At 68.7% G+C, this 18,118-nt stretch carries 31 protein-coding genes; 6 read left to right on the top strand and 25 right to left on the bottom strand.

Going from position 1 to position 18,118, the window contains the following annotated elements; genetic code table 11:
- Window positions 1-5 precede the first annotated feature (5 nt).
- The 21 genes from AABM36_RS08370 to AABM36_RS08470 form a co-directional block, all read right to left on the bottom strand.
- Complete coding sequence (locus AABM36_RS08370; protein WP_423445760.1) at window positions 6-1,811, bottom strand: terminase large subunit; 1,806 nt, start codon at window positions 1,809-1,811, stop codon at window positions 6-8.
- Between the two features lie 12 nt (window positions 1,812-1,823).
- A complete protein-coding gene (locus AABM36_RS08375; protein ID WP_423445762.1) occupies window positions 1,824-2,276 on the bottom strand; it encodes a phage terminase small subunit P27 family in 453 nt (150 codons plus the stop codon).
- A 195-nt stretch (window positions 2,277-2,471) separates the two neighbouring features.
- Entirely contained in the window at window positions 2,472-2,867 is a 396-nt protein-coding gene (locus AABM36_RS08380) for an HNH endonuclease (RefSeq protein WP_423445764.1), read from the bottom strand.
- 144 nt (window positions 2,868-3,011) lie between these two features.
- Window positions 3,012-3,788 carry a hypothetical protein gene (locus tag AABM36_RS08385; protein WP_423445766.1) on the bottom strand — a complete coding sequence of 259 codons (777 nt, stop codon included), beginning with the start codon at window positions 3,786-3,788 and terminating at the stop codon, window positions 3,012-3,014.
- Window positions 3,785-4,153, bottom strand: coding sequence for a VRR-NUC domain-containing protein (locus AABM36_RS08390; RefSeq protein WP_423445768.1), 369 nt, complete (start codon window positions 4,151-4,153; stop codon window positions 3,785-3,787). Before AABM36_RS08390 ends, AABM36_RS08385 begins: the two co-directional genes overlap by 4 nt.
- Window positions 4,150-5,250, bottom strand: coding sequence for a hypothetical protein (locus AABM36_RS08395; RefSeq protein WP_423445770.1), 1,101 nt, complete (start codon window positions 5,248-5,250; stop codon window positions 4,150-4,152). Before AABM36_RS08395 ends, AABM36_RS08390 begins: the two co-directional genes overlap by 4 nt.
- A 262-nt stretch (window positions 5,251-5,512) precedes the next feature.
- Window positions 5,513-5,707 (bottom strand): hypothetical protein, encoded by a 195-nt coding sequence (locus AABM36_RS08400; RefSeq protein WP_423445772.1) that lies wholly within the window; start codon window positions 5,705-5,707, stop codon window positions 5,513-5,515.
- On the bottom strand, window positions 5,704-5,979 hold the full coding sequence (locus AABM36_RS08405) for a hypothetical protein (RefSeq protein WP_423445774.1): 276 nt from the start codon (window positions 5,977-5,979) through the stop codon (window positions 5,704-5,706). The genes AABM36_RS08400 and AABM36_RS08405 overlap by 4 nt, the downstream gene beginning before the upstream one ends.
- On the bottom strand, window positions 5,976-6,392 hold the full coding sequence (locus tag AABM36_RS08410; protein WP_423445776.1) for a hypothetical protein: 417 nt from the start codon (window positions 6,390-6,392) through the stop codon (window positions 5,976-5,978). Before AABM36_RS08410 ends, AABM36_RS08405 begins: the two co-directional genes overlap by 4 nt.
- Window positions 6,389-6,733 carry a hypothetical protein gene (locus tag AABM36_RS08415; RefSeq protein WP_423445778.1) on the bottom strand — a complete coding sequence of 115 codons (345 nt, stop codon included), beginning with the start codon at window positions 6,731-6,733 and terminating at the stop codon, window positions 6,389-6,391. The genes AABM36_RS08410 and AABM36_RS08415 overlap by 4 nt, the downstream gene beginning before the upstream one ends.
- On the bottom strand, window positions 6,730-6,957 hold the full coding sequence (locus tag AABM36_RS08420; RefSeq protein ID WP_423445779.1) for a hypothetical protein: 228 nt from the start codon (window positions 6,955-6,957) through the stop codon (window positions 6,730-6,732). Before AABM36_RS08420 ends, AABM36_RS08415 begins: the two co-directional genes overlap by 4 nt.
- 2 nt (window positions 6,958-6,959) lie before the next feature.
- Window positions 6,960-7,118, bottom strand: a complete 159-nt coding sequence (locus tag AABM36_RS08425; RefSeq protein WP_423445781.1) for a hypothetical protein — start codon at window positions 7,116-7,118, stop codon at window positions 6,960-6,962.
- Window positions 7,115-7,339 carry a hypothetical protein gene (locus tag AABM36_RS08430; RefSeq protein ID WP_423445783.1) on the bottom strand — a complete coding sequence of 75 codons (225 nt, stop codon included), beginning with the start codon at window positions 7,337-7,339 and terminating at the stop codon, window positions 7,115-7,117. The genes AABM36_RS08425 and AABM36_RS08430 overlap by 4 nt, the downstream gene beginning before the upstream one ends.
- 141 nt (window positions 7,340-7,480) lie before the next feature.
- Window positions 7,481-7,849: a hypothetical protein gene (locus AABM36_RS08435; RefSeq protein ID WP_423445785.1), complete on the bottom strand. Its 369-nt coding sequence runs from the start codon at window positions 7,847-7,849 to the stop codon at window positions 7,481-7,483.
- A 32-nt stretch (window positions 7,850-7,881) separates the two neighbouring features.
- The gene (locus AABM36_RS08440) at window positions 7,882-8,337 is read right to left on the bottom strand and encodes a hypothetical protein (protein ID WP_423445787.1); all 456 of its coding nucleotides are present in this window, start codon (window positions 8,335-8,337) and stop codon (window positions 7,882-7,884) included.
- On the bottom strand, window positions 8,334-8,522 hold the full coding sequence (locus AABM36_RS08445; protein WP_423445788.1) for a hypothetical protein: 189 nt from the start codon (window positions 8,520-8,522) through the stop codon (window positions 8,334-8,336). Before AABM36_RS08445 ends, AABM36_RS08440 begins: the two co-directional genes overlap by 4 nt.
- On the bottom strand, window positions 8,519-8,842 hold the full coding sequence (locus AABM36_RS08450) for a hypothetical protein (RefSeq protein WP_423445790.1): 324 nt from the start codon (window positions 8,840-8,842) through the stop codon (window positions 8,519-8,521). Before AABM36_RS08450 ends, AABM36_RS08445 begins: the two co-directional genes overlap by 4 nt.
- Entirely contained in the window at window positions 8,842-9,411 is a 570-nt protein-coding gene (locus AABM36_RS08455; RefSeq protein ID WP_423445792.1) for a single-stranded DNA-binding protein, read from the bottom strand. The genes AABM36_RS08450 and AABM36_RS08455 overlap by 1 nt, the downstream gene beginning before the upstream one ends.
- Complete coding sequence (locus tag AABM36_RS08460) at window positions 9,411-10,094, bottom strand: hypothetical protein (protein WP_423445794.1); 684 nt, start codon at window positions 10,092-10,094, stop codon at window positions 9,411-9,413. Before AABM36_RS08460 ends, AABM36_RS08455 begins: the two co-directional genes overlap by 1 nt.
- Before the next feature lie 145 nt (window positions 10,095-10,239).
- On the bottom strand, window positions 10,240-10,716 hold the full coding sequence (locus AABM36_RS08465; protein WP_423445796.1) for a hypothetical protein: 477 nt from the start codon (window positions 10,714-10,716) through the stop codon (window positions 10,240-10,242).
- The gene (locus AABM36_RS08470) at window positions 10,709-10,864 is read right to left on the bottom strand and encodes a hypothetical protein (RefSeq protein ID WP_423445797.1); all 156 of its coding nucleotides are present in this window, start codon (window positions 10,862-10,864) and stop codon (window positions 10,709-10,711) included. Before AABM36_RS08470 ends, AABM36_RS08465 begins: the two co-directional genes overlap by 8 nt.
- A 14-nt stretch (window positions 10,865-10,878) precedes the next feature.
- Here AABM36_RS08470 and AABM36_RS08475 point away from each other — a divergent pair, with 14 nt between their 5' ends.
- A complete protein-coding gene (locus tag AABM36_RS08475; protein WP_423445799.1) occupies window positions 10,879-11,004 on the top strand; it encodes a hypothetical protein in 126 nt (41 codons plus the stop codon).
- Between the two features lie 197 nt (window positions 11,005-11,201).
- On the opposite strand, the gene AABM36_RS08480 is transcribed toward AABM36_RS08475, so the two are convergent.
- Genes AABM36_RS08480 through AABM36_RS08490 form a run of 3 tightly spaced genes read right to left on the bottom strand, consistent with a single transcriptional unit; the run spans window position 11,202 to window position 12,561 of the window.
- Window positions 11,202-11,513, bottom strand: coding sequence for a hypothetical protein (locus tag AABM36_RS08480; protein ID WP_423445801.1), 312 nt, complete (start codon window positions 11,511-11,513; stop codon window positions 11,202-11,204).
- Window positions 11,510-12,262: a phage antirepressor gene (locus AABM36_RS08485; RefSeq protein WP_423445803.1), complete on the bottom strand. Its 753-nt coding sequence runs from the start codon at window positions 12,260-12,262 to the stop codon at window positions 11,510-11,512. The genes AABM36_RS08480 and AABM36_RS08485 overlap by 4 nt, the downstream gene beginning before the upstream one ends.
- On the bottom strand, window positions 12,259-12,561 hold the full coding sequence (locus AABM36_RS08490) for a helix-turn-helix domain-containing protein (protein WP_423445804.1): 303 nt from the start codon (window positions 12,559-12,561) through the stop codon (window positions 12,259-12,261). Before AABM36_RS08490 ends, AABM36_RS08485 begins: the two co-directional genes overlap by 4 nt.
- A 235-nt stretch (window positions 12,562-12,796) precedes the next feature.
- Between AABM36_RS08490 and AABM36_RS08495 the strand changes: the two genes are divergently transcribed.
- The 5 genes from AABM36_RS08495 to AABM36_RS08515 all read left to right on the top strand — a co-directional run bounded on the left by AABM36_RS08495 (window position 12,797) and on the right by AABM36_RS08515 (window position 16,093).
- Complete coding sequence (locus AABM36_RS08495) at window positions 12,797-13,405, top strand: hypothetical protein (RefSeq protein ID WP_423445806.1); 609 nt, start codon at window positions 12,797-12,799, stop codon at window positions 13,403-13,405.
- A gap of 20 nt (window positions 13,406-13,425) precedes the next feature.
- Window positions 13,426-13,908 (top strand): hypothetical protein, encoded by a 483-nt coding sequence (locus tag AABM36_RS08500; protein ID WP_423445808.1) that lies wholly within the window; start codon window positions 13,426-13,428, stop codon window positions 13,906-13,908.
- 82 nt (window positions 13,909-13,990) lie between these two features.
- A complete protein-coding gene (locus tag AABM36_RS08505; RefSeq protein ID WP_423445810.1) occupies window positions 13,991-14,512 on the top strand; it encodes a DUF4365 domain-containing protein in 522 nt (173 codons plus the stop codon).
- A complete protein-coding gene (locus AABM36_RS08510; RefSeq protein WP_423445812.1) occupies window positions 14,512-15,660 on the top strand; it encodes a hypothetical protein in 1,149 nt (382 codons plus the stop codon). The genes AABM36_RS08505 and AABM36_RS08510 overlap by 1 nt, the downstream gene beginning before the upstream one ends.
- A 46-nt stretch (window positions 15,661-15,706) precedes the next feature.
- Window positions 15,707-16,093, top strand: a complete 387-nt coding sequence (locus tag AABM36_RS08515; RefSeq protein WP_423445814.1) for an ImmA/IrrE family metallo-endopeptidase — start codon at window positions 15,707-15,709, stop codon at window positions 16,091-16,093.
- Between the two features lie 376 nt (window positions 16,094-16,469).
- Here AABM36_RS08515 and pyk read toward each other — a convergent pair whose 3' ends face one another.
- Window positions 16,470-17,975 (bottom strand): pyruvate kinase, encoded by a 1,506-nt coding sequence (pyk, locus tag AABM36_RS08520; protein WP_121240761.1) that lies wholly within the window; start codon window positions 17,973-17,975, stop codon window positions 16,470-16,472.
- Window positions 17,976-18,118: the final 143 nt, after the last annotated feature.

Raw genomic sequence — 18,118 nt, forward strand, 5'->3', positions numbered from 1 at the left:
CGTGGTTACACGACCCGCAGGTCGTCTGATTCGTAGGTGCTGGCGCGGACGCCGCCGGAGCTGATGGCCTCGTATATCGCGTCGCAGAGCGCTGAGACGCCGTCGATCTTGTCGGCGCTGTTGGCCTTGGATGGCTTGACGTTCCCGGAGGGGTCCATGTCCACGGCTAGGTTGTCGACGCACCAGAGGGCGACGGGGTTGCCGCCGTTGCGTAGCCGGGGCACGCGGTCGGCGGGGCGGCCGCTGGCGCCCATGCGCACGAGGCGCTGGACCTCCTTGAGCGCGGGGCTCATGCTCATGTAGCCCTGGCCGACGCGGACCATGTTCACGCCGTCGTCCATGAGGTCGGTGACGAGCTGTGAGGAGTTCCAGCGGTCGAAGCCGACCGACTGGACGTCGAAGGTGTCGGCGTCCTTCTTGATCTGCGCCTTGACCCAGCCGTAGTCGGTGACGTTGCCCGGGGTGACCGTGAGCCAGCCGTTCTTGACCCAGTCGCGGGACGCGCGGCCGGCGGTGCGGTCGTCGAGCGCGTCGAGGTTCTCCTCGGGGGTCCAGAAGCGCCACAGGGCGTCGTATCCCGGTCCCCGTTCGGGGCTGTACGGGAACAGCCAGCACAGCGCCGTGAGGTCGGAGACCGAGGCGAGGTCCAGGCCGCCGTAGGCGGGCCGCCCCGCGAGGTCCGACTCGCGGATCGGGCCGCCGCTGTTCATCCTCCAGTCCTTCGTCTGGATGAACGCGGTGGTCTGGCGGGTGCGGATCCCGAGGTGCAGGCGCTTGAAGCGGGCAAGCAGCACGGGGCTGTTCTTCGCCTTGTTCGCCTCCGAGGCCAGGTAGTCGGCCTTCGGGCTGACTCCGTATCCGGGGTTAGCCTTCCGCCAGGTCTCCGGGCTGAACGGGTCGTCGTTGTCCCCAGCGGCGAAGATCACCCCGTAGACCGTGGGGTCCTTGAACACCCCGCGGGCGAGCTTCTCGAGGTACTCCCGGTTCTGGGAGTAGGGCGACTGGGGTTTGCCGTCGTCGGCCGTGGTGATCTTGCAGATCAGCGGCTGCTCGCGGGAGCCCGTGCCGGTCTCGATCGCTTCGACGAGGTCGCCCTTCTTGTGGACGTGCAGTTCGTCAACGATGCCGCCGTGCAAGTTGGCGCCGTGCTGGGCGTCCGCGGCCGAGGAGATCACCTGGAAGTAGGAGCCGGAGCGGGGGTGCGTGATGCGCTCCTTGAACGGCTTCACGTGCCCGCGCAGGGCCGGGGCTTTCTCCGCCAGGGTCTTGATCGGCGCGAACGTGAACCCTGCCTGGTCCTTCGTCGTGGCTGCGGCGATCACCTGCGCGCCAGCCTCGCCGTCCGCCGCGGTGAGGTAGATCGCGACGCCGCCACACAGCGTGGTCTTGCCGTTCTTGCGCGGCACGTCCAGAGTGGCGTTGCGGATGATCCGCACGTACCCGTCGCGCCCGCCGCCGGGCTTGATCCAGCCGAAGACGGGGGCGAGGAAGTAGGCGACCTGCCAGGGGTCCGGCACCAGCGGCTGACCCGCGAGCGGGCCTTGCGTGTGCCGTAGGCGGCTGAACGCGTCGAGCACGCGGTCCACGCGGGCGAAGCTGAACGCCGCGTCCGTCACACCCGAGGGCTCCGGGGTCTTGATCTTCGGCGGGATCTCCGGCCACGGAATGTCCCGCGCATCCAGGTAGGCGGCGACCTCCGGGGAGAGCCGCAGCTTCCGCAGGAGCGTCTCCTCCTCGACCCACCGCTTGCCGTTCCACCGGCGCCCGTCCTCGTGCTGCTCAGCGAAAGCCCGGGGCTGCTTCAGCACCACGGCGGCCCCCTCCTACGCGAACGGATTGTCAGCGTCCTCCTTCTCGGCGTCCGGCACAAGGTTTCGCTCCGCTGCTGGGGTGAGCCCGTACTCCGAGCACCAGGCGCGGAACTCTTTGCCCGCGCGCTCTTCGATGCCCACCCACGGCGCGGACACACGCCCCTGGCTGTTGTCCGCCAGGATCGAGTCCTTGCGCCTCATCCGCGCGGCTTCTTTCCACCGGGCGTAGGTCTCGCAGAGGATCTCCAAAGACGGTGCATCGAGGGGCTTGAGCAGGCCGACAGATTGCATCTGCTCGACTACGAGGTCCCACAGCGTCGATGCGTCCTCGCTGAGGTCCTCCGGCTTGACGGGAGACCCACGATTGAACGGGACCTCCGGCTCAATCGGGCGATGGCCGGGGTTGTCCTCCACGACCTTGAGCGCTCGAGGCTTCGGCTTTCGCCCAAGATTCGCTGCGCCCATTCGCGTCTCCTCATGTCGTCGATCGCCCCCGCCAAACGGGTTCGAACGGGCCTGAATTTCGGTTATCGCCCCAGGTCAACAAAGGGGGGTCCACATTTCGCGGGGACGTGCGTTTTTTGACCGGCGCCGCAACGGCGCGTTGCAATTTCCGGGATTCTGACTCCCCTACCCCCTGGGGGCACCCCCTGGAGAGGGTCAGATTCCGGTGCGACGGGCGGTTCCGGCGAGGCGGCGCAGGAGCGCGAGCTCGCGTTGGGTCTTCTGCTCATGGCAGGGACTGGAGTGGATCGGGGCGAGGTTCGCGCGGTCCGTGCGGGCCCCGCCGAGGGCGATGGCCTGCACGTGGTCAACTTCCGTGGCGCCGGGCTTTCCGCAGACGTAGCAGATGCCCTCGTGCTCGGCGAGCACCTGCTTGCGGAGTCGTTGCCAAGCGCCCTCGCCGATGCCGAGGCGGTCCCTCGTGCTCCGGTCGTCCTGCGGTCGACGTCGTTCGGTCCAGCCCGAGGACTGGTGCTCGTCGCACCGGCCCTTGCGGGTGGCGAAGGCCGAGCATCCCCGGGCCGTGCATCGAGTCGGTGCTGCGTGAGGCATGGCGTCCTGCTCCGGGTACGACGAAGGCCCCGACAGAATTGCCGGGGCCTTTCGTGTTAGCGCGTCCCTATCCGAGACTGCTTCCATTTGAGTACACAGTAGCGTGACAGCACCGTGTTCGTCCACACCACGGGCTGGAATCGCTCAGGCTGGTTCTTTCGCCCGGCCTTGTCGTTCGTCCGTCTGCAGACCGTGGAGCCGTTCCCAGGTCTGCACTGCATCTGTGGCACGGAACATCATCGGGTCCACGCGCACCGGCCGCAGCTGTCGACGCTGCACCCACTTCCGCACCGTGTCCGTGGTGATGCGTTTACCCAGCACGGTGCGGAACAACGTCACGAGATCAGCGGTGCACACGGTGAGCCCCAGCAACATCTGGTTGCGGGCCTCCTCCCGTTCCTCCACGTCCCAGAGCACACCGCACGCCGGACACCGCACTTCCCCCTCGAGCTGGGCTGTGGCCAGCACGCCCCCGCAGTCGCACGTCCCGACCACGCGCCGCTCCGGCGCACGGTCCACAGACCGCCATCCCTCCCGTACCGCTTCGAGGAGAGCATCGTGCGCGCCCTCGATCTCGGGGCGGCGCACCGCGAACTTGAGGCGGCGGGCCGTCCATGGCGACAGGGCCGCGGCCGCCACGGGGATGGGCTCGTGCTCCTGCGCGCCGAGGTGCGCGACCGTGCGCAGTGCCACGGTGATCGAGTCGGCCACCGCCGACGCCGAGAGGTTGAGCACCAGCGGGCGTTCACCGGAGGCCCCGGCGACGAACGTGCCCTGCCTGGACTGCTTGGTGATGGTCACGTCCAACTCCCGCAGCAGACGCGGAACCTCGAGCACCGCGGTGTGCAGAGCGGTGACGCACTGGGTGCACAGGTTGCCCATCGTGGCCGGCGCCCCGTCCACCACGCACAGCGCGCTCATGGCCGACCCCCCATCGACCCGGTCCCGTACCCGGTGCCCGCCGACAGCTCACGGTGCACCCGCTGGGACACGACGTCGCTCGGACGCCACACCCCCGCGTCCACGCCGGCGTCGTGCAGGTTCTCCAGCCACTGCTCCTGCTTCGGGCGGAACCGGCCCCGCTCGGTCTTCAGCTCACGCACGAGACAGATCCGCTTGCGCGGGTGCACTAGCACCAGGTCCGGGAACCCGCCCGGAGACCGCCGGCTGTCGTGGGTGTGGTAGTGCTCCCACCCCAGGGCCGTGGCCATCTGGACGACGTGGTTCTGCAGCTGGGCTTCCTTCCAGGACAGGATCATCTGCTCCTGGTGATCTGTGGCTCTCATCGCTTTCCCCTTCTCCCCCTGCGTCGTGATCTTGATCCGCGCTTCTTGGGTGGGTGGTCATGGTGGTCTGGCGTGTTCTGTCTCTGAGGTGGTCGTGCTGGGTTCCCGTTCCCTCCCGTACCGGCCCGACCCGTCCCGCCCCGTCCCGGGCTGTCAGGATCCGGAGGAAGGCTCCCTGCGGATTCCTGCCGAGACCTGCCTGTCTCTGCAGAGCGCCCGGATGGTCGTCCCTCGGCGGTGGCCTGTCGCGCCTCGTCCACGGGTGTGGGGGCTGCGGTGTCAGGCTCGCGGGCGGGTGAGTCGCTGTTGCCCGTGGGCGCGCTGTCCTCTCCCGCGGCGGGAGTGCCGGGTGTTGGTGTGGCGTGGCCCGCCGGCACGTGGCCGGGCTGGACCTTGGTCTTCGGGGCGGGTGGTGGCTCGATGCCGTTGCTCCTGGCCCAGTCGCTGTTCTTGACGAACTCGATCGTGTCCAGGGAGTAGTACGGCTTCTCGGGGACCGGGAGCAGCGGGTACTCCCTCTCCGCGTGCGGGTTGTTCTTCCTGCCCGAGTTGCACCGAGTGCAGGCCACCACGAGATCGTCCGGGGTCTCGGCGCCGCGGCCGGGGCTCCGGTGGTCGTAGGTGCCGGCCAGACGCCCGGTGCGCGCTCGGAAGCGGACGACCTGCCCGCAGTACCGGCAGGCGTCCCCGTCTCGCAGGCGCACGGGGATCGTGAGGGCGGGGTTGGAGTTGTCGCGCTTGCGACGCCGCTCCCACTCCACCTCCTCCTGGGTGCGCATGTGGATGAACTCGGGGTCCTCCACGATCCGCCAGCGGGCCCGCTCCTGCCCGCGCACCAGCTCGGTGACGGGCTCGAGGTACCCGGCGAACACGGCCTGTTCCAGCAGCAGGTCTGCGCGCTCCATCGAACCGGCGACGTCGGCCGCGGTGGCCCGCGAGACGACGTAGTCGGTGAGGTGCTGCGCTCCGACCGTCGCGCACAGCGTGACGAACCCGAACACTTCGAGCTTCGTTCGGTCGTCCGCGGCTGGGTGCTCGCGCACCTCTGCAACGATCGGGTTGGTGGCGGCTGAGTCGCCCACGCGTAGCCACGGCATCAGACGCGCTCCTGCCTGGTCGCGGTCCCGGCCCGGCGTGCAGCGGTACCCACGGTGGTGGGTCGCGCGGCTCGGGCGGTGTCCTGCGGGTGGCCGTCGCGCTTCCAGCCCGACGTGCGGCGGTGTCCCCGCTGGGCGGGGGTCGCGCGGTCGAGGCGGCGTGCTGCGGTGCGGCCGGCAGTGTGCTGCGTGCGTGGTGGCACTGGGGTCTCCCATCTGGTGGATCATTCGGGCGGGGCGCGCCGTCCTGCGGCGCAGCGCCTCAGCGTGGTGGCTCCTGGTCGAGGCGCGGCTTGACCTCGAGGAGCTGGCCACGGAATCCCACGCGAGCCTGGACCGGCGTGCGGGGGTCCAGGTCCAGGAATCGGAGGTGGTTCGTCCAGACCACGAGATCGGCGACCGTGAGCCCGCCTCGCTTGTCGATGGCCTGGATGGTGGTGATCGGTGTCGCGCTCATGTCCTGTCCTTCCGGTTGTCCTGCTGTCGTGTGCGGTGCACGAGCACCGCGGTGTCCTGCTGCACCCAGACCGAGAGCACCCGCCCATCCCGGACCTGGAGGTCCAGGCGGGCGAAGTCCCCGTCCGAGGCCACGGCCTGCAAGAAGCCGCGGCTCGTGCGATCCGTGGTGGCCACGCTGACCAGGTGGCCCACGTGGTCAGCGGTGACCTCGCGTGCGGTGTGGAGGGTGCGGTGATGCTCGCGGCGCTCTCCCGGGGTGTACCCGCTCATCCCGCCGCCTCCACTCGGCGGTTGAGTTCCGCCGTGAGCTGCGGGTGCGCGGCGATGACCGCCGGGTCCTGGCGGAGCCGGTTCACCGTCATCCAGAACCGCATGTTTAGCCCAACGCCCCCTGGCCGGTGGCCGTGCCGGCGCATGAAGTCGTAGATGTCCTGGTCCCTCACGCCCCGGTACTTGTACCGGGCCACCGCCAGCTTCATGACCTCCTCCTCAAAGGTCTCGGCCGTGGCCGTGACCTGCTCGGCGGGGGTCTCGGGGTCGTAGTGGACGATGTGGTGGGTGCCGGTGTCGTAGTCGTAGAACTCGCTCGTCCAGGCGCGGCCGAGCTCGTCCCCGGTGCGGCGTGCTTCCTCGACGGCACGGTTGCAGTAGCTGCAGTCGGCGCCGTGCGGGCGGTCGATCATGGCTGGTCCTCGTTTAGCTCGCCGGTCTCAGGGTCGACGACGTCGGCGAGCAGCCGGGTGAGCTCGTCCTCCATGTCGATGGGCAGCTCCTGCATGCCGGTGCGGCGTTCGGTGGCTCGGCGGATGAGCTGGTCCGCGGTCATGAGGTCCTGGCCGGTGATGACCTCGAGCCGATGCAGGGTGGCGGTGGCTTCCGCCTCGCCGGTGTCGACGTCGGTGGTGATCTTGGAGGGGCGGACGATCCCGACCACGAGGTAGCCCTGCTGGGGGTCGTTGACCATCAGGCTGTTGATCTGGGTGAGGCCGTTCTCCTTGGGGAGTGAGCCGGAGAGCTTCGTCATCGGAGGTTTCCTTCCTGGGTGTGGGGTCGCGGTGAGCCGGTGGCCCTGATGGTGATGTCCCCGCCGGGGTCGGTCGGGTGGCCTGTCTCTGGGGTCTGGCGGATCCTCACTTCGGCGTCATCCCCGATGTAGTGGCCCACGTCCGAGACGAACCGCTGGATCTCACCGAAGGGGATGGGGTTCTGGTAGGTGGACTCCACGGTCACCTTGGAATCGGTGGGCATGGCTACTTCCTTTCGAGGACGTCGATGAGGGTCACCCGCTCGGCGGGCTCCACGGGCGGGAGCACGGCGAGCGCGAAGATGATGAGGAGCATGGTCATGGCGGCGCCGGTGAGGGTGGGGCCGAGGGCCGCGGCGATGAGGATCCCGAGGATGAGGGTCATGCCCCCTCCTGTCCGCGGCGTTCCAGGTCTCGACGCACCTCAGCGCTAGGGCATCCGTCCTCCCAGGCGCGGTAGACGCGCCTGGCGATGGTTCGGCTCGTGGGCACGATGCAGTCGGCGGCCACCCGCAGCAGGTACGCGAACGTCGGGGCTACGGCGGCGAGGTCCTCACGCAGCTGGGTGAATGCGGCGCGGGCGCGGTCTCTGATGATCGGTTTCATTCTTCGGTCTCGCTTTCGTCTGGCACCCACCCGTGGACGGGTGCTCGGTCTCGGGTGGCAGCCCATCGGGCCGCCACGTGGGCTAGTAGGACGCCGAGAATCACGGTCGGCTCCCGGGGTCGCGGCGAGCGCTGTGGGTGGTCAGAACAGGCACAGTTCCTCCGTCTCCGCGGGCTGGTGGGTGGGTGTGGTCTCGGCGGGCCGGTCCAGTGGTCCCAGCTGCAGGACATGCCGCGGAGCGCGCGGCATCACGGTCACCTCGTGGGTGGCCAGGTCGGCGAGGGGATATCCGAGCCGGGCTCGGTTCCTCGCTAGGTCGAGCAGGTTCCATGCCCACTCCTGGGTGGCGTGGTCCGTGGGCCGGGACCGGCACCAGTCCTCCTCGTAGGTGACGTGCGGGTACCAGGAGACGTGGGGTCCATCCGGGTCGAATGCGCCGATGTGCTGCCACTTCCCGATCGGGTTCATGACCAGCAGCCACAGCTGGCCCGTGCTGGCGGTGTGGAGCACGGCGCGCTCCCCCGGGCGGGGCGTGTAGGCGCTCATTGGTGAACGCCCGCGGCGAGCGCGCCCTGCAGGGCCTCAGCGGCCTTCTCCCGGGCGTGCGCCTGGATGGTGTGCGGTCCGTAGATGCCGGTCTCGCACTCCCCGCACCATCCGAGAGGCTCGGCGCCGTCGTTCGGGGTGACGCTCATGTGCTTCGCGTACGTGTCGAGCACGAGCTGCACCATGTCCGGCGTCACCGTGGGGGTGGTAGCCGTGGGGTTGAGAGCAGCTTCGACCTCGCGGAGCTGTGCCTGCTCGCGGGGCCGGCCCATGCAGGCCCAGGCGAATCTGAGCACCTGCCCGTTGATGGCCTTCGTGACCTCTGTCTCCCAGTAGGCGTCGCACTCGGGGCACTGCCACATGACGCCCTCGGCCTCATCGCAGCCCATGGCGGCGCCGTCGGGGTCCTCGGCGGGGGCGCAACGGTGGCGGGCGTAGATGATTGGGCTCATCGGGGCTCCTCGGTGTCTTGGATCGCTGCGAGCGCGGCGGTGGTCTCGGCTGTGGTGGCTCCGTAGCGGGTGCGGCAGAGCTCGACCATGTCCTCGGTGTGCGGGCCGGCTGTGACGCGCTGGAGTGCGGCGAGGTAGTCGTCCCACTGGCTGACGGGCATGGGGCGGGGTGTGGTGATGGTCATGGGGTGGCCTCCGGGGTGGTGATTGGTCTCGTGGCGGTCTGTTCCCAGGTGCCGCCGCCGTAGAGGCCGCCGTTGAGGCGCATGAATCCGGCGGGTGGGTCCACGCGTTCCTGCACGAACTCGAGGTCCTGGCCGGTCATCCCGGGGGCGTGCTGGATCAGCCAGGGGCCTACAGCGGCGTGGAGGGCGGGCATCACGTCGGACGGGTCGGCCCGGGCCGGGTTGATGTCGAGCTCGACGGTGCACGCGAGGTCCTTGATGTGGCCGGCGCGGGTGAAGCGCACGGTGAACGTCGCCGTGTACGGGGTCCGGGCGCCCATCAGAACGGGGGCTCCTGCTCGGCGTCCCCGGCGGGCATCCCGTCGAAGGCGTTCTGAGCGCCGGGGGTGGCCGCGTCCCACGCGGACCCGCCCTGCTGGGCTTCGGGGCCCTGCGGGTAGCCCCGGGCGCCGCCGTAGCCCTGGGCGCCGCCGTACCCGCCGCCCTGATGGCCGCCGAAGTCCTGCGAGGAGTTGCCGGTGCCCTTGGCGTTGCGCTGCACCTTGGCGGTGGCGTACTTCATGGACGGGCCGACCTCGTCCACGTCCAGCTCTATGCTGGTGCGGCGGTCCCCCTCACGGGTCTCGTACGAGCGGGCCTTGAGCCTGCCCTGCACGATCACGCGGGTGCCCTTGGACAGGGACTCGGCCACGTTCTCCGCGGCCTCACGCCACACCGAGCAGCGCATGAACAGGGTCTCCTGGTCCTGCCACTCGTTGGCCTGCCGGTCGAACTGGCGCGGCGTGGACGCCACGGTGAAGTTCGCCACCGCAGCCCCGGAGGGGGTGAAGCGCAGCTCAGGGTCAGCGGTCAGGTTCCCGACCACGGTCAGGTTGGTCTCTCCAGCCATCAGGCGTTCTCCTTCTCGATCTCGTTGCGGTGCCGGCGGACCGCCCACATGGCGGGCAGCGCGTGGGTGATCGTCGTGTGCGTCTCGTCCAGAGCGGCCTGGACCGTCATGGCCTCCGCCACCGCCCGGTCACGATCCGCGAGCGCGTCGGTGCGCATCTGCTGGCAGTCGGTGAGGGCGCCCTCGAGGTCAGCGACACGCTGGGTGAGGCGGGCGTTCTCGCGGGTGGTGGTGGTCTCGGTGGTGACGCGTTCCACGCGGGCCTGGTGGTCCTCGGCGATCTCGGCGCGCAGCTCCTGCAGTGCCTGCTCGGCGCGGGACGCGGCGGTCTCGGCGTGGGTACGGCGGGCGCGCTCGGCTGTGGCCTCCCCGGCCGCGCGCTGAGCGGCGTCGCGTTCGGCGCGCAGCGCGGTGAGCAGGGCACGCACCCGGCCCCGGTGCACGGCCACGTCCTGGGACGGGGCCGGTGCGGGGGTCTCGGCGCGGGCGGCCGCGACCTGCCGGGTGAGGTCCAGGACCTCGGCGCGCTGCCGGTCCCTCACGCCTGTGAGCGTGGAGACGGCCCCGCTGAGCTGCTGGATACGCTGCCGCGCGGTCTCCAGCTCCGCGGCCAGGGCGCGGTTGCGCTGACTGAGCGCGGACCGGTCCTCGGGCTTGCCCCCGCGGTACACGTAGCCGCTCATGAGCGATCACCCCGGCCCTGCATGCGTGCGAGGAGGTCGCGCTGCTGGCGGGCGCGTTGGGCCGCGGACCAGTGCGCGCCGAGGGCACCCGCGGCGATGACGGCGATGCACCCGGGGAGCACGACGAGAAATATGGTGGGGGCAGTCAGCATGGGACCTCACCCACCCCGCAGAAAACGTCCTCGGTGGTCTCGTCGAGCAGGCCCTCGATCAGGTCGGAGACGTTGGGGACCCACTGGGCCGGGACACGTCCGTGCTCGGCAACATGGTGGGCGACGAGCATGGCCTCGTCCCACGTGTCGAAGGACCCGACGAAGGATCCCGTGATGCCCTCGGTTGCGGCCTCGGGCTGCAGGGTCCACACGTGCCAGCTGTCCTGGGACAGCCGCCCGCCTGCCGGCATCAGGTTGCGGGGGTCGCCCTGCGGGAGCCTGCTGAACAGGTTCGCCCCGCCCTTGTGCACGTGCACCCGGGGACGGTCCAGGTCGCGACGCCGCGCACGGGAGGCCCGTGCCTGCTGCTCCTCCTCGCGGGCCTGCATGACCGCGGTAGCGCCCGTCATCGCCGTGGTCACCGCGTCAGCGAACGCAGCCAGGCGGCGGGACAGGGTCGTCTCAACCACGACGCTCACCCCCGGCCGGGCGCACCCAGGTGTACAGGCCCAGGCCGACCAGGCCGAGGACCAGGACGGTCATGTTCCCGCCACCGGCCAGCCACGCCTCGAGCGGGTCCGGGATGATCGCGCACAGCGCGTTGAGGATGGTGCTCATTAGTCTCCCCTTGCATGTCCGACAGCCAGCGGCTGGCCGGCGTCGTGGTCTGCGGCCGCGTGGGCCTGATCGAAAGTGGCGGGGGCGAACTCGAGGTCGCCGGCACATATGCCCCCCAAGAGCACTTGTGCTGGGGCTGACCCCGAGTTCCCCCACGCGATCTCGAACGCCGCGCTGTTGCGCGTCGCACGAGACAGGCAGTGCTGGACGAACGTCCCCACTGCCACCCGCCGGGATGGGGCGTCCGTGTGCCGGACCATGCCCACCACCTCCCGGAAGGGGTCTGCTCGCAGGTCCGTGAACGTGACCCGCTCGTACGTGACCCGCCGCGCCGCGCTCACGACGCCGCCGCCTCGTTATGAGCCGCCCGCGAGCGCGACGTGGTGCGGAACGGTGAGACCACCGGCGGGACGAGCTCCGCGGGTGCGGGTGCCGGGGTGGTCTTCTCGGCCTTGGCAGGGCGGACCGCGGTGTGGCGCAGTAGGGCCTTCACGTCGTCCGGGAAGAACACGACCTTGCCGCGGGCGCCGCGGTGGTGTGCGATCTCGCCGCGCCCGGCCATGCGCTTGAGCTCGGTCTCCGAGAACAGGCCCGTCATGGCCGAGACCTCGGCGGGCATCCAGCCGGTGAAGTCCGTGGGGGTGCTCACGCCGCCACCTCCACGTCCGTGGCCGGGGTGAGGGAGAGCTTGCGGCGGAGGAAGTCCACGCCGGAGGGCTGCACGCGGGTGGTGTACGAGGTGCCGACCGTGCCGTCCGTGCGGGTGAAGTCGTAGGCCTTCACAGCGAAGTGGTGCATGTACCGCTGGTACGGGGTGTTGCGCATGGCGCCCTTAGAGATCATCACCCCGGCCGAGCGCATCAGCGCGAACAGCTTGTTCTGGGACAGGCCGTGCATCTTCGCGACGTTGCCGATGGAGTAGGTCCCGTCACCGGAGAGGAAGGCGTCATAGGCCTCGCCCTTGGGCTCAAGCTCCTTCGCGTAGGCCTCCATGGCCTCCCGAGCTTCCACCTCACGGGCGTAAGCTCGCAGCGCCTCCGGGAGGGACTGCGGGACCTGCAGCTGCGGCTGGGCGGTGTACGCGCCCGTCTTCCGGATCTGCGGGAGCACCTCGTGGGTCACCCACCGGCGGAACGGGCGAGCCCGTTCCGTGCGGGCCCGGACGAGGATCGTGTACAGCCCGCCTTCGCTGATGACCAGTGCCTCGCGGGGCCCGGCGTTCGTACTCACAATGTGAGTACGAACGTCCTCCTCGTCGAGACCACGCACGAGGTTCGCCGAGTCTCGGTATTCAAGGACCCGCGCCAGGTCCGTGGCGACGAACCAGGGCATGCCCTCGTGCTCGACGACGCGCACCTGCTGGTTGCCGTAGATGAACTCAGTGAGTTGCTGGCTCATGCCGCCGTCCTCTCGTGGATGTCGTTCGTACTGCTGCTGGTGGACTTGTGGACGTCGAAAAGGACTTGGACGGGTACGTTCAGCGCCTCCGCGATGCGAGCCCCGAGCTCGGGGGTGCATGAGCTGCGGCGGCCGGCCAGCAGGTGGGAGATGAACCCCTTGCTGCATCCGGCGTAGCGCGCGAGTCGACCGTGGGAGAACCCGTCCTGATCCATCAATGCCCGCAAGGTGTCTGCGCTCTTGAGTCGCATCCAAGTTCCTTTCGGCCAACGGTGCTTCAGTCTCGTCACCTTGTGCATCTGAGTGTCTCCTAGTAGGCGTATATCTGTCAACTACTGATGGACAGAGTAGTGCCTACTGGTAGACGGTGCAAGAGGGCGGGACACCCCCAATCCGCGCCGTTATTGCGCGGCGCGCCCCTCTCGTGACGTTTTTCTAGTAGCCGCCTAGGTATGGTGGGGACGTCAATCAGTGGTAGACGGTATGTGTTGCGGCCCGCTAGACCGCTCCCCCGGCAGTGGAGATATTGGATCCGTGCAGACGATCAGCGACCTCGTGAAGGCCCAGAAGGCGGCCAGCGACCTCTCTTATGAAGCCCTCGCCCAGCGAGCGCAGGGTGCCGGTCTTGGCCTCACGAAGCAGCAGCTGTCGGACCTTGCGAACAACCGGCCCAAGGGGTGGCCCAAGAGCGCGGACATGGTGAAGGCCCTGTCGGTCGCCCTGGACGTCCCCGAGCGGACCGTGGTGCTGGCCTACGCGGCATCCTTCGGCATCGACGTTCGCGAGACCCGCAGCCCGTTCGAGGTTCGACTGCCGGCCACCGTCTCGACGCTGGATCCGATGATGCAGGACGCCATCCTGCACGTGATCCGCGCAGCCACTGAAGGAGCAAGCACCCATGAACACGACCCCGAGGACCACGAGCAGGAACCGCGGACGGAAGCGGGCGGCGCGCAGCCGACGCAACCGTCCCCCATGAACCACGCCGGGGAGAGCCCGGCGCCCGAGGACACCGCACCACCCGTCCCCGACGAGTACGCGCTGGCGGCCTACGATGCCCCCAGCGAGGGACGTGCCATGCGCACAGTCCAAGACCAGGAGGCGGAAGCCTCGCAAGACGGCGGGGAATGGGACCCCGCCTGACCCCCCCCAGGAGTCACGCCTTGAACACCGTTTCGCAGAGTCAACGAGACCAGCTACTCACAGAGGAGGTAGTCCGTCGGAGTGCTCGAGTCCGAGATCCACTCGAGACGACCATCCTCTACCGGGACGACAGCACGGTGTGCCTCAAGTACGCGCGCCCCAAGACCAGCCTCCTCCGAGACCTGACAGACCTGTCACTCGGCACAGTGGGCGGGATCCTCGTCCTTTCGTTTCACATCCTGCTGATCTGTATCTCGCTTGGCCTCTGGCTGGTCGTCCTGCTCCTTCTGGGGCTATCTCGCTCCAAGAAGGACGGGAACGTAGCGCCCGGCCTTGAGATCATCAGCATCGACGAGAACGGGGTCATCAACACGCGCAGGGACAGCCTCTTCAACGAGAAGACGGTCATCAAGAAGCTGCGCAAGGCGGCCAAAACGCGGGAGAAGAAGAACTCCGCTGCATCCGCACGCGACGCCGGCTCCGTGAGTCCGGAGCTCCAGTGACCAGCAGCGAGCGCCGGCGGGCGCAGGACGAGACGGCCGAGAGGCCGCAGTTGCCGAACGGCGCACATGAGGCAGACCAGGCATGAGCGCTTCCCAGGTCTCGCGTCTGCCACATCAGACGCTGGCGCGTACTGCCCGAACGGGTCGTTTCGGCGTGGCCTACGTACGCGCAGTGATGGCTAGCGCTGGCGTCGGTTTCAGTGAGACCTCCTCCGATGAAGACGTCATCGGCATCGACGCGAACATCGAGTACAACTTGGGTCCTGTGCGGGTGCAGGTCAAGGCGACCACAGCGCCCAAGTTCAACCAGGCAGGCGAAGCCAGGATTCAGGTGACCCCACAGCACTGGGAACAGTGGTCTGAGAACCTGCTTCCTGTCTACGGGGTACTGGTCGTCCTTGAGAACACCCCTGACGACGCGCAATGGATGGACAGTTCGGTCGAGGATGTCACTCGCATTCCAGCTGCAGCCTACTGGGCTAAGCTGAATGGCCCGACCGTAACTCAGACCTCCGGTGGGGTTGTGTTCCCACGGTCCCAGCGCTTCACGGCGGACACTGTTCGTGAGATCTTCGAGGAGCTGGAAAGGTGGTTCGGAGCCTGATGGATACAGCCACTGAATTGAGCGCCCCCGCCGATCGCTCCGGCCTTCTCAAGGTACTTGAAGATGCCGGATGGTCACTGGCATCACGTGGACCCGCTGGCGAGCTCTGGGCCTCCCCCCTAGGCGCGCGCGTCGGCATCCCAAACGGACTCACCCAGCAAGACTGGGGGTGGGCTGGCGTTCTTGAACGAGTTGCTTCCGGCATGGGTCTTGCCGTCGAGGAGGTCGACTCACGACTCCGTGGCTTGTGGGCCGATGTCTTCGACTTCCGGGCCGGAACAGCGCTGGCATCAGAACACACGATTTACGCAGCCTCCGGAGCGGATCTCTTCCGCAGCGTGTGGCAGGTCCTGCGGTCTGCGGCCACTGCAGCGCAGAGGCCGCAACCCCACATCACGAACTGGTCGAGGATCGGCGACCGCGTCGTGAAACACGCGCAGTTCGGGCAGACAAAGCCCGGCTCCTACATCCTTCCACTCATCGTCCCGCTGCCGCAGACAACGACAGCGCAGAACGCTGAGGAAACCCAGCCGTTGCCGGACACGCAGGTGGCTATCCGCGAGCCTGAAGAACGCCGGGTCACCCGCACAATGATCGACGCGCTAGGGCAACTCCAGACGATCGCGATTGACCGGGCCCGTGTCCCCGATACGGAGGCCGTGAACGAACTGATCCACCGAGGTGTCACACGTAACTTGCTCGTCTCGGTCAAGAACATCATCGAACACGATGACGTCAAGAGTCTCGACGTGACTCCAAAGTGGGCCACCGAGGTGCCTGTAGCGCGGAGCCTCTACTCGGTTCATGTCGACATCCCCTCGGAAGCCACAGATCTCCTGGATCAGATGATCCCAAAGTTCAGACGATCGGCGGTGCAGAAGACCGAGGTCCTATCTGGTCCCATCTACCGGATGCAGCACAAGACTGGGGAGCCCTTCGGGATAGCCACCGTCGACACACGCCGCAATGGACGCGCGGCCAGCGTCGAGATCCACCTACGTGCCGACGAAACTCTGGCGCAAGCCCACGACTGGTTCAAGCACCACGAGATTGTCGAAGCCCGCGGCAGAGTGGTTGCGACCAACCAGGGCCTCGTTATGCGTCAACCTGACAGTTTCCGTGCGCAGGGAGAGACGCAGCTCCTCTGAGGGCGGGGGCCTATGCGTGTCCCCGGCCACAACTACATTCGAACGCATGTTCGACCCCTGGGCCCTGATCGAGAAGCACGGCATCTCCGTGCAGCGCGCGCCGCTTCGCGTGGCCAGCGGATGCACCGACGGGCGGCACGTGTGGCTGGATGAACACCTCACCGATGTAGAGGCCCGTTGCGCGCTGACGCACGAGCTCGTGCACATCAGCCGCGGCCACACCCGGCACCAGCCCGCGGCGGTGGAAGACGACGTCCGAGCGCAGACCGCGCGGCTACTCGTACCGTGGGAGGCGATCACTGCGCATGTGGGATCCCAACTGGACGAATGGCACCTGGCCCAAGAACTCGGTGTGACCGAGCAGGTGCTCATCGACCGCCTGCACTTCGCGAGCGCGGTGGAGCTCGAGGAGCTGCAGGGCGCGGCGGGGTAGGTTTGGGGCGTGTTGACCGCGTCAACGAGCCCGGCGCCCCGGCCCGCATCGGGTTAGCCGCGTTCCGCGCCGTTCCGGGCCGTACCGTCTCAGGACACGCGCGGGAGGCGTTTTCGAGTCCCACCTTGGGCACCACGAACCACCTGGTCGGACCAGCACGAGAACGGCCCCGTAGATACGGGGCCGTTCGTCGTTCCCGGGTGCCCGTCCGCTCGCGCCACCGCTGCGTCCGCCGCACCGGGTCGCGCCCCCGGGCGGGCCGGTGGGCGGTCCCCACGACGACGACGCGGGGCGCCGATCCCACGATCCGCACCCCGCGTCGTCGTCCACGGCGCCCCCGTGAGACCGGGAGCGTGCCGTTCGGCCGGTCACCGGCTCACGGCTCGCGCCAGGAACCGGAACCGCGAAGGGTCTCCCGCCACGGGCCCACACCCTCGTGCGGCTCGCGCTGCGGGGCCTCCCCCGCGTCCTGGAGGTCTCCCACCCGGTGGACCTTGACCAGGTTGGTGGACCCGGCGTGGCCGGGGGGCGAACCGGCGCAGATCACCACCATGTCCTGGGTGTCCGCGAGGTCGTACTGCAACAGGTGGTGGTCCACCTGGCGGGTCATGTCGTCCGTGTGCTCCACGCGGTCCACGCGGATGGACTGGACCCCCCACAGCAGCTGCAACCAGGACTGCACGCTCTTCTCGGGCGTGAAGGCCAGGATGGGCCGGTCGGGACGCAGCCGGGAGAGCCGACGTGCGGAGTCACCGGACTGCGTGAACGTGCAGATGTATTCGACGTCCAGCTGCCGGGCGATGGTCACCGCCGCGCGAGTGACCGCACCGCCGCGGGTCCGCGGTTCGGTGCCGAGCGGCGGCATCCGGTCCATGCCCTCGGTCTCGGTGGCCTCGATGATGCTGGCCATGGTCTCGAGCGTCTTGATGGGGTACTTGCCCACCGAGGTCTCGCCCGAGAGCATCACGGCGTCCGCGCCGTCGAGCACGGCGTTGGCGCAGTCGGAGGCCTCGGCGCGCGTGGGACGCGGGTTGTCGATCATGGACTCCAGCACCTGGGTGGCCACGATGACGGGCTTGGCCCAGCGGCGCGCGAGCTCGATCGCGCGCTTCTGCACGATCGGCACGGCCTCGAGCGGAAGCTCGACACCGAGGTCGCCGCGGGCCACCATGATGCCGTCGAACGCGTCGATGATCTCGTGCAGCGCGTCCACGGCCTGGGGCTTCTCGATCTTGGCGATCACGGGGATCTTGCGACCCTCCTCCGCCATGATCTCGTGCACGCGGGTGATGTCCTTGGCGTCCCGCACGAAGGACAGCGCGATGATGTCCACGCCGCGCTGCAGCGCCCAGCGCAGGTCCGCCTCGTCCTTGTCGCTCAGGGCGGGGACGTTGACGGCCACACCGGGCAGGTTGATGCCCTTGTGGTCGGAGACCGGTCCGGCCACGACCACCTCGGTGGTGACGTCCGTGTCCGTGACCTGGGTGGCGCGCAGGGCCACCTTGCCGTCGTCGATCAGCAGCGGGTCCCCCACGGAGACGTCCCCGGGCAGGCCCTTGTGCGTGGTGGAGCAGATCTCCCGGGTCCCGGGCACGTCCCGGACGGTGATCGTGAAGGTGTCACCGACCTCCAGCTCGTGCGGGCCGTCCGAGAAGTTGCCCAGGCGGATCTTGGGACCCTGCAGGTCCGCGAGGATCGCCACCGTGGTGTCCAGTTCCTCGCCGGCCCGGCGGATGTTCTCGTAGGAGGCGCTGTGCACGGAGTGGTCCCCGTGGCTCATGTTCAGGCGGGCCACGTTCATGCCGGCCCGGATCGCCTGGGTGATGTTCTCGTACGAGGAGATGGCGGGGCCGATGGTGGCCACGATCTTCGCTCGACGCATGGGTGACTCCTTCTCGAAGAACGGATGGTTGTCACACACAACGGAAGCGGCCGGGTCACGCTGCCGATGCTGCGTGGCCGCGGCCGCTCCGCCGATGTTGTCCCCAGCCTAGCAATCCCGGGCACCGGAAGAACATGAGCCCG

Source organism: Kocuria sp. KSNUG (assembly GCF_049532735.1).
Classification (GTDB): domain Bacteria; phylum Actinomycetota; class Actinomycetes; order Actinomycetales; family Micrococcaceae; genus Kocuria; species Kocuria rhizophila.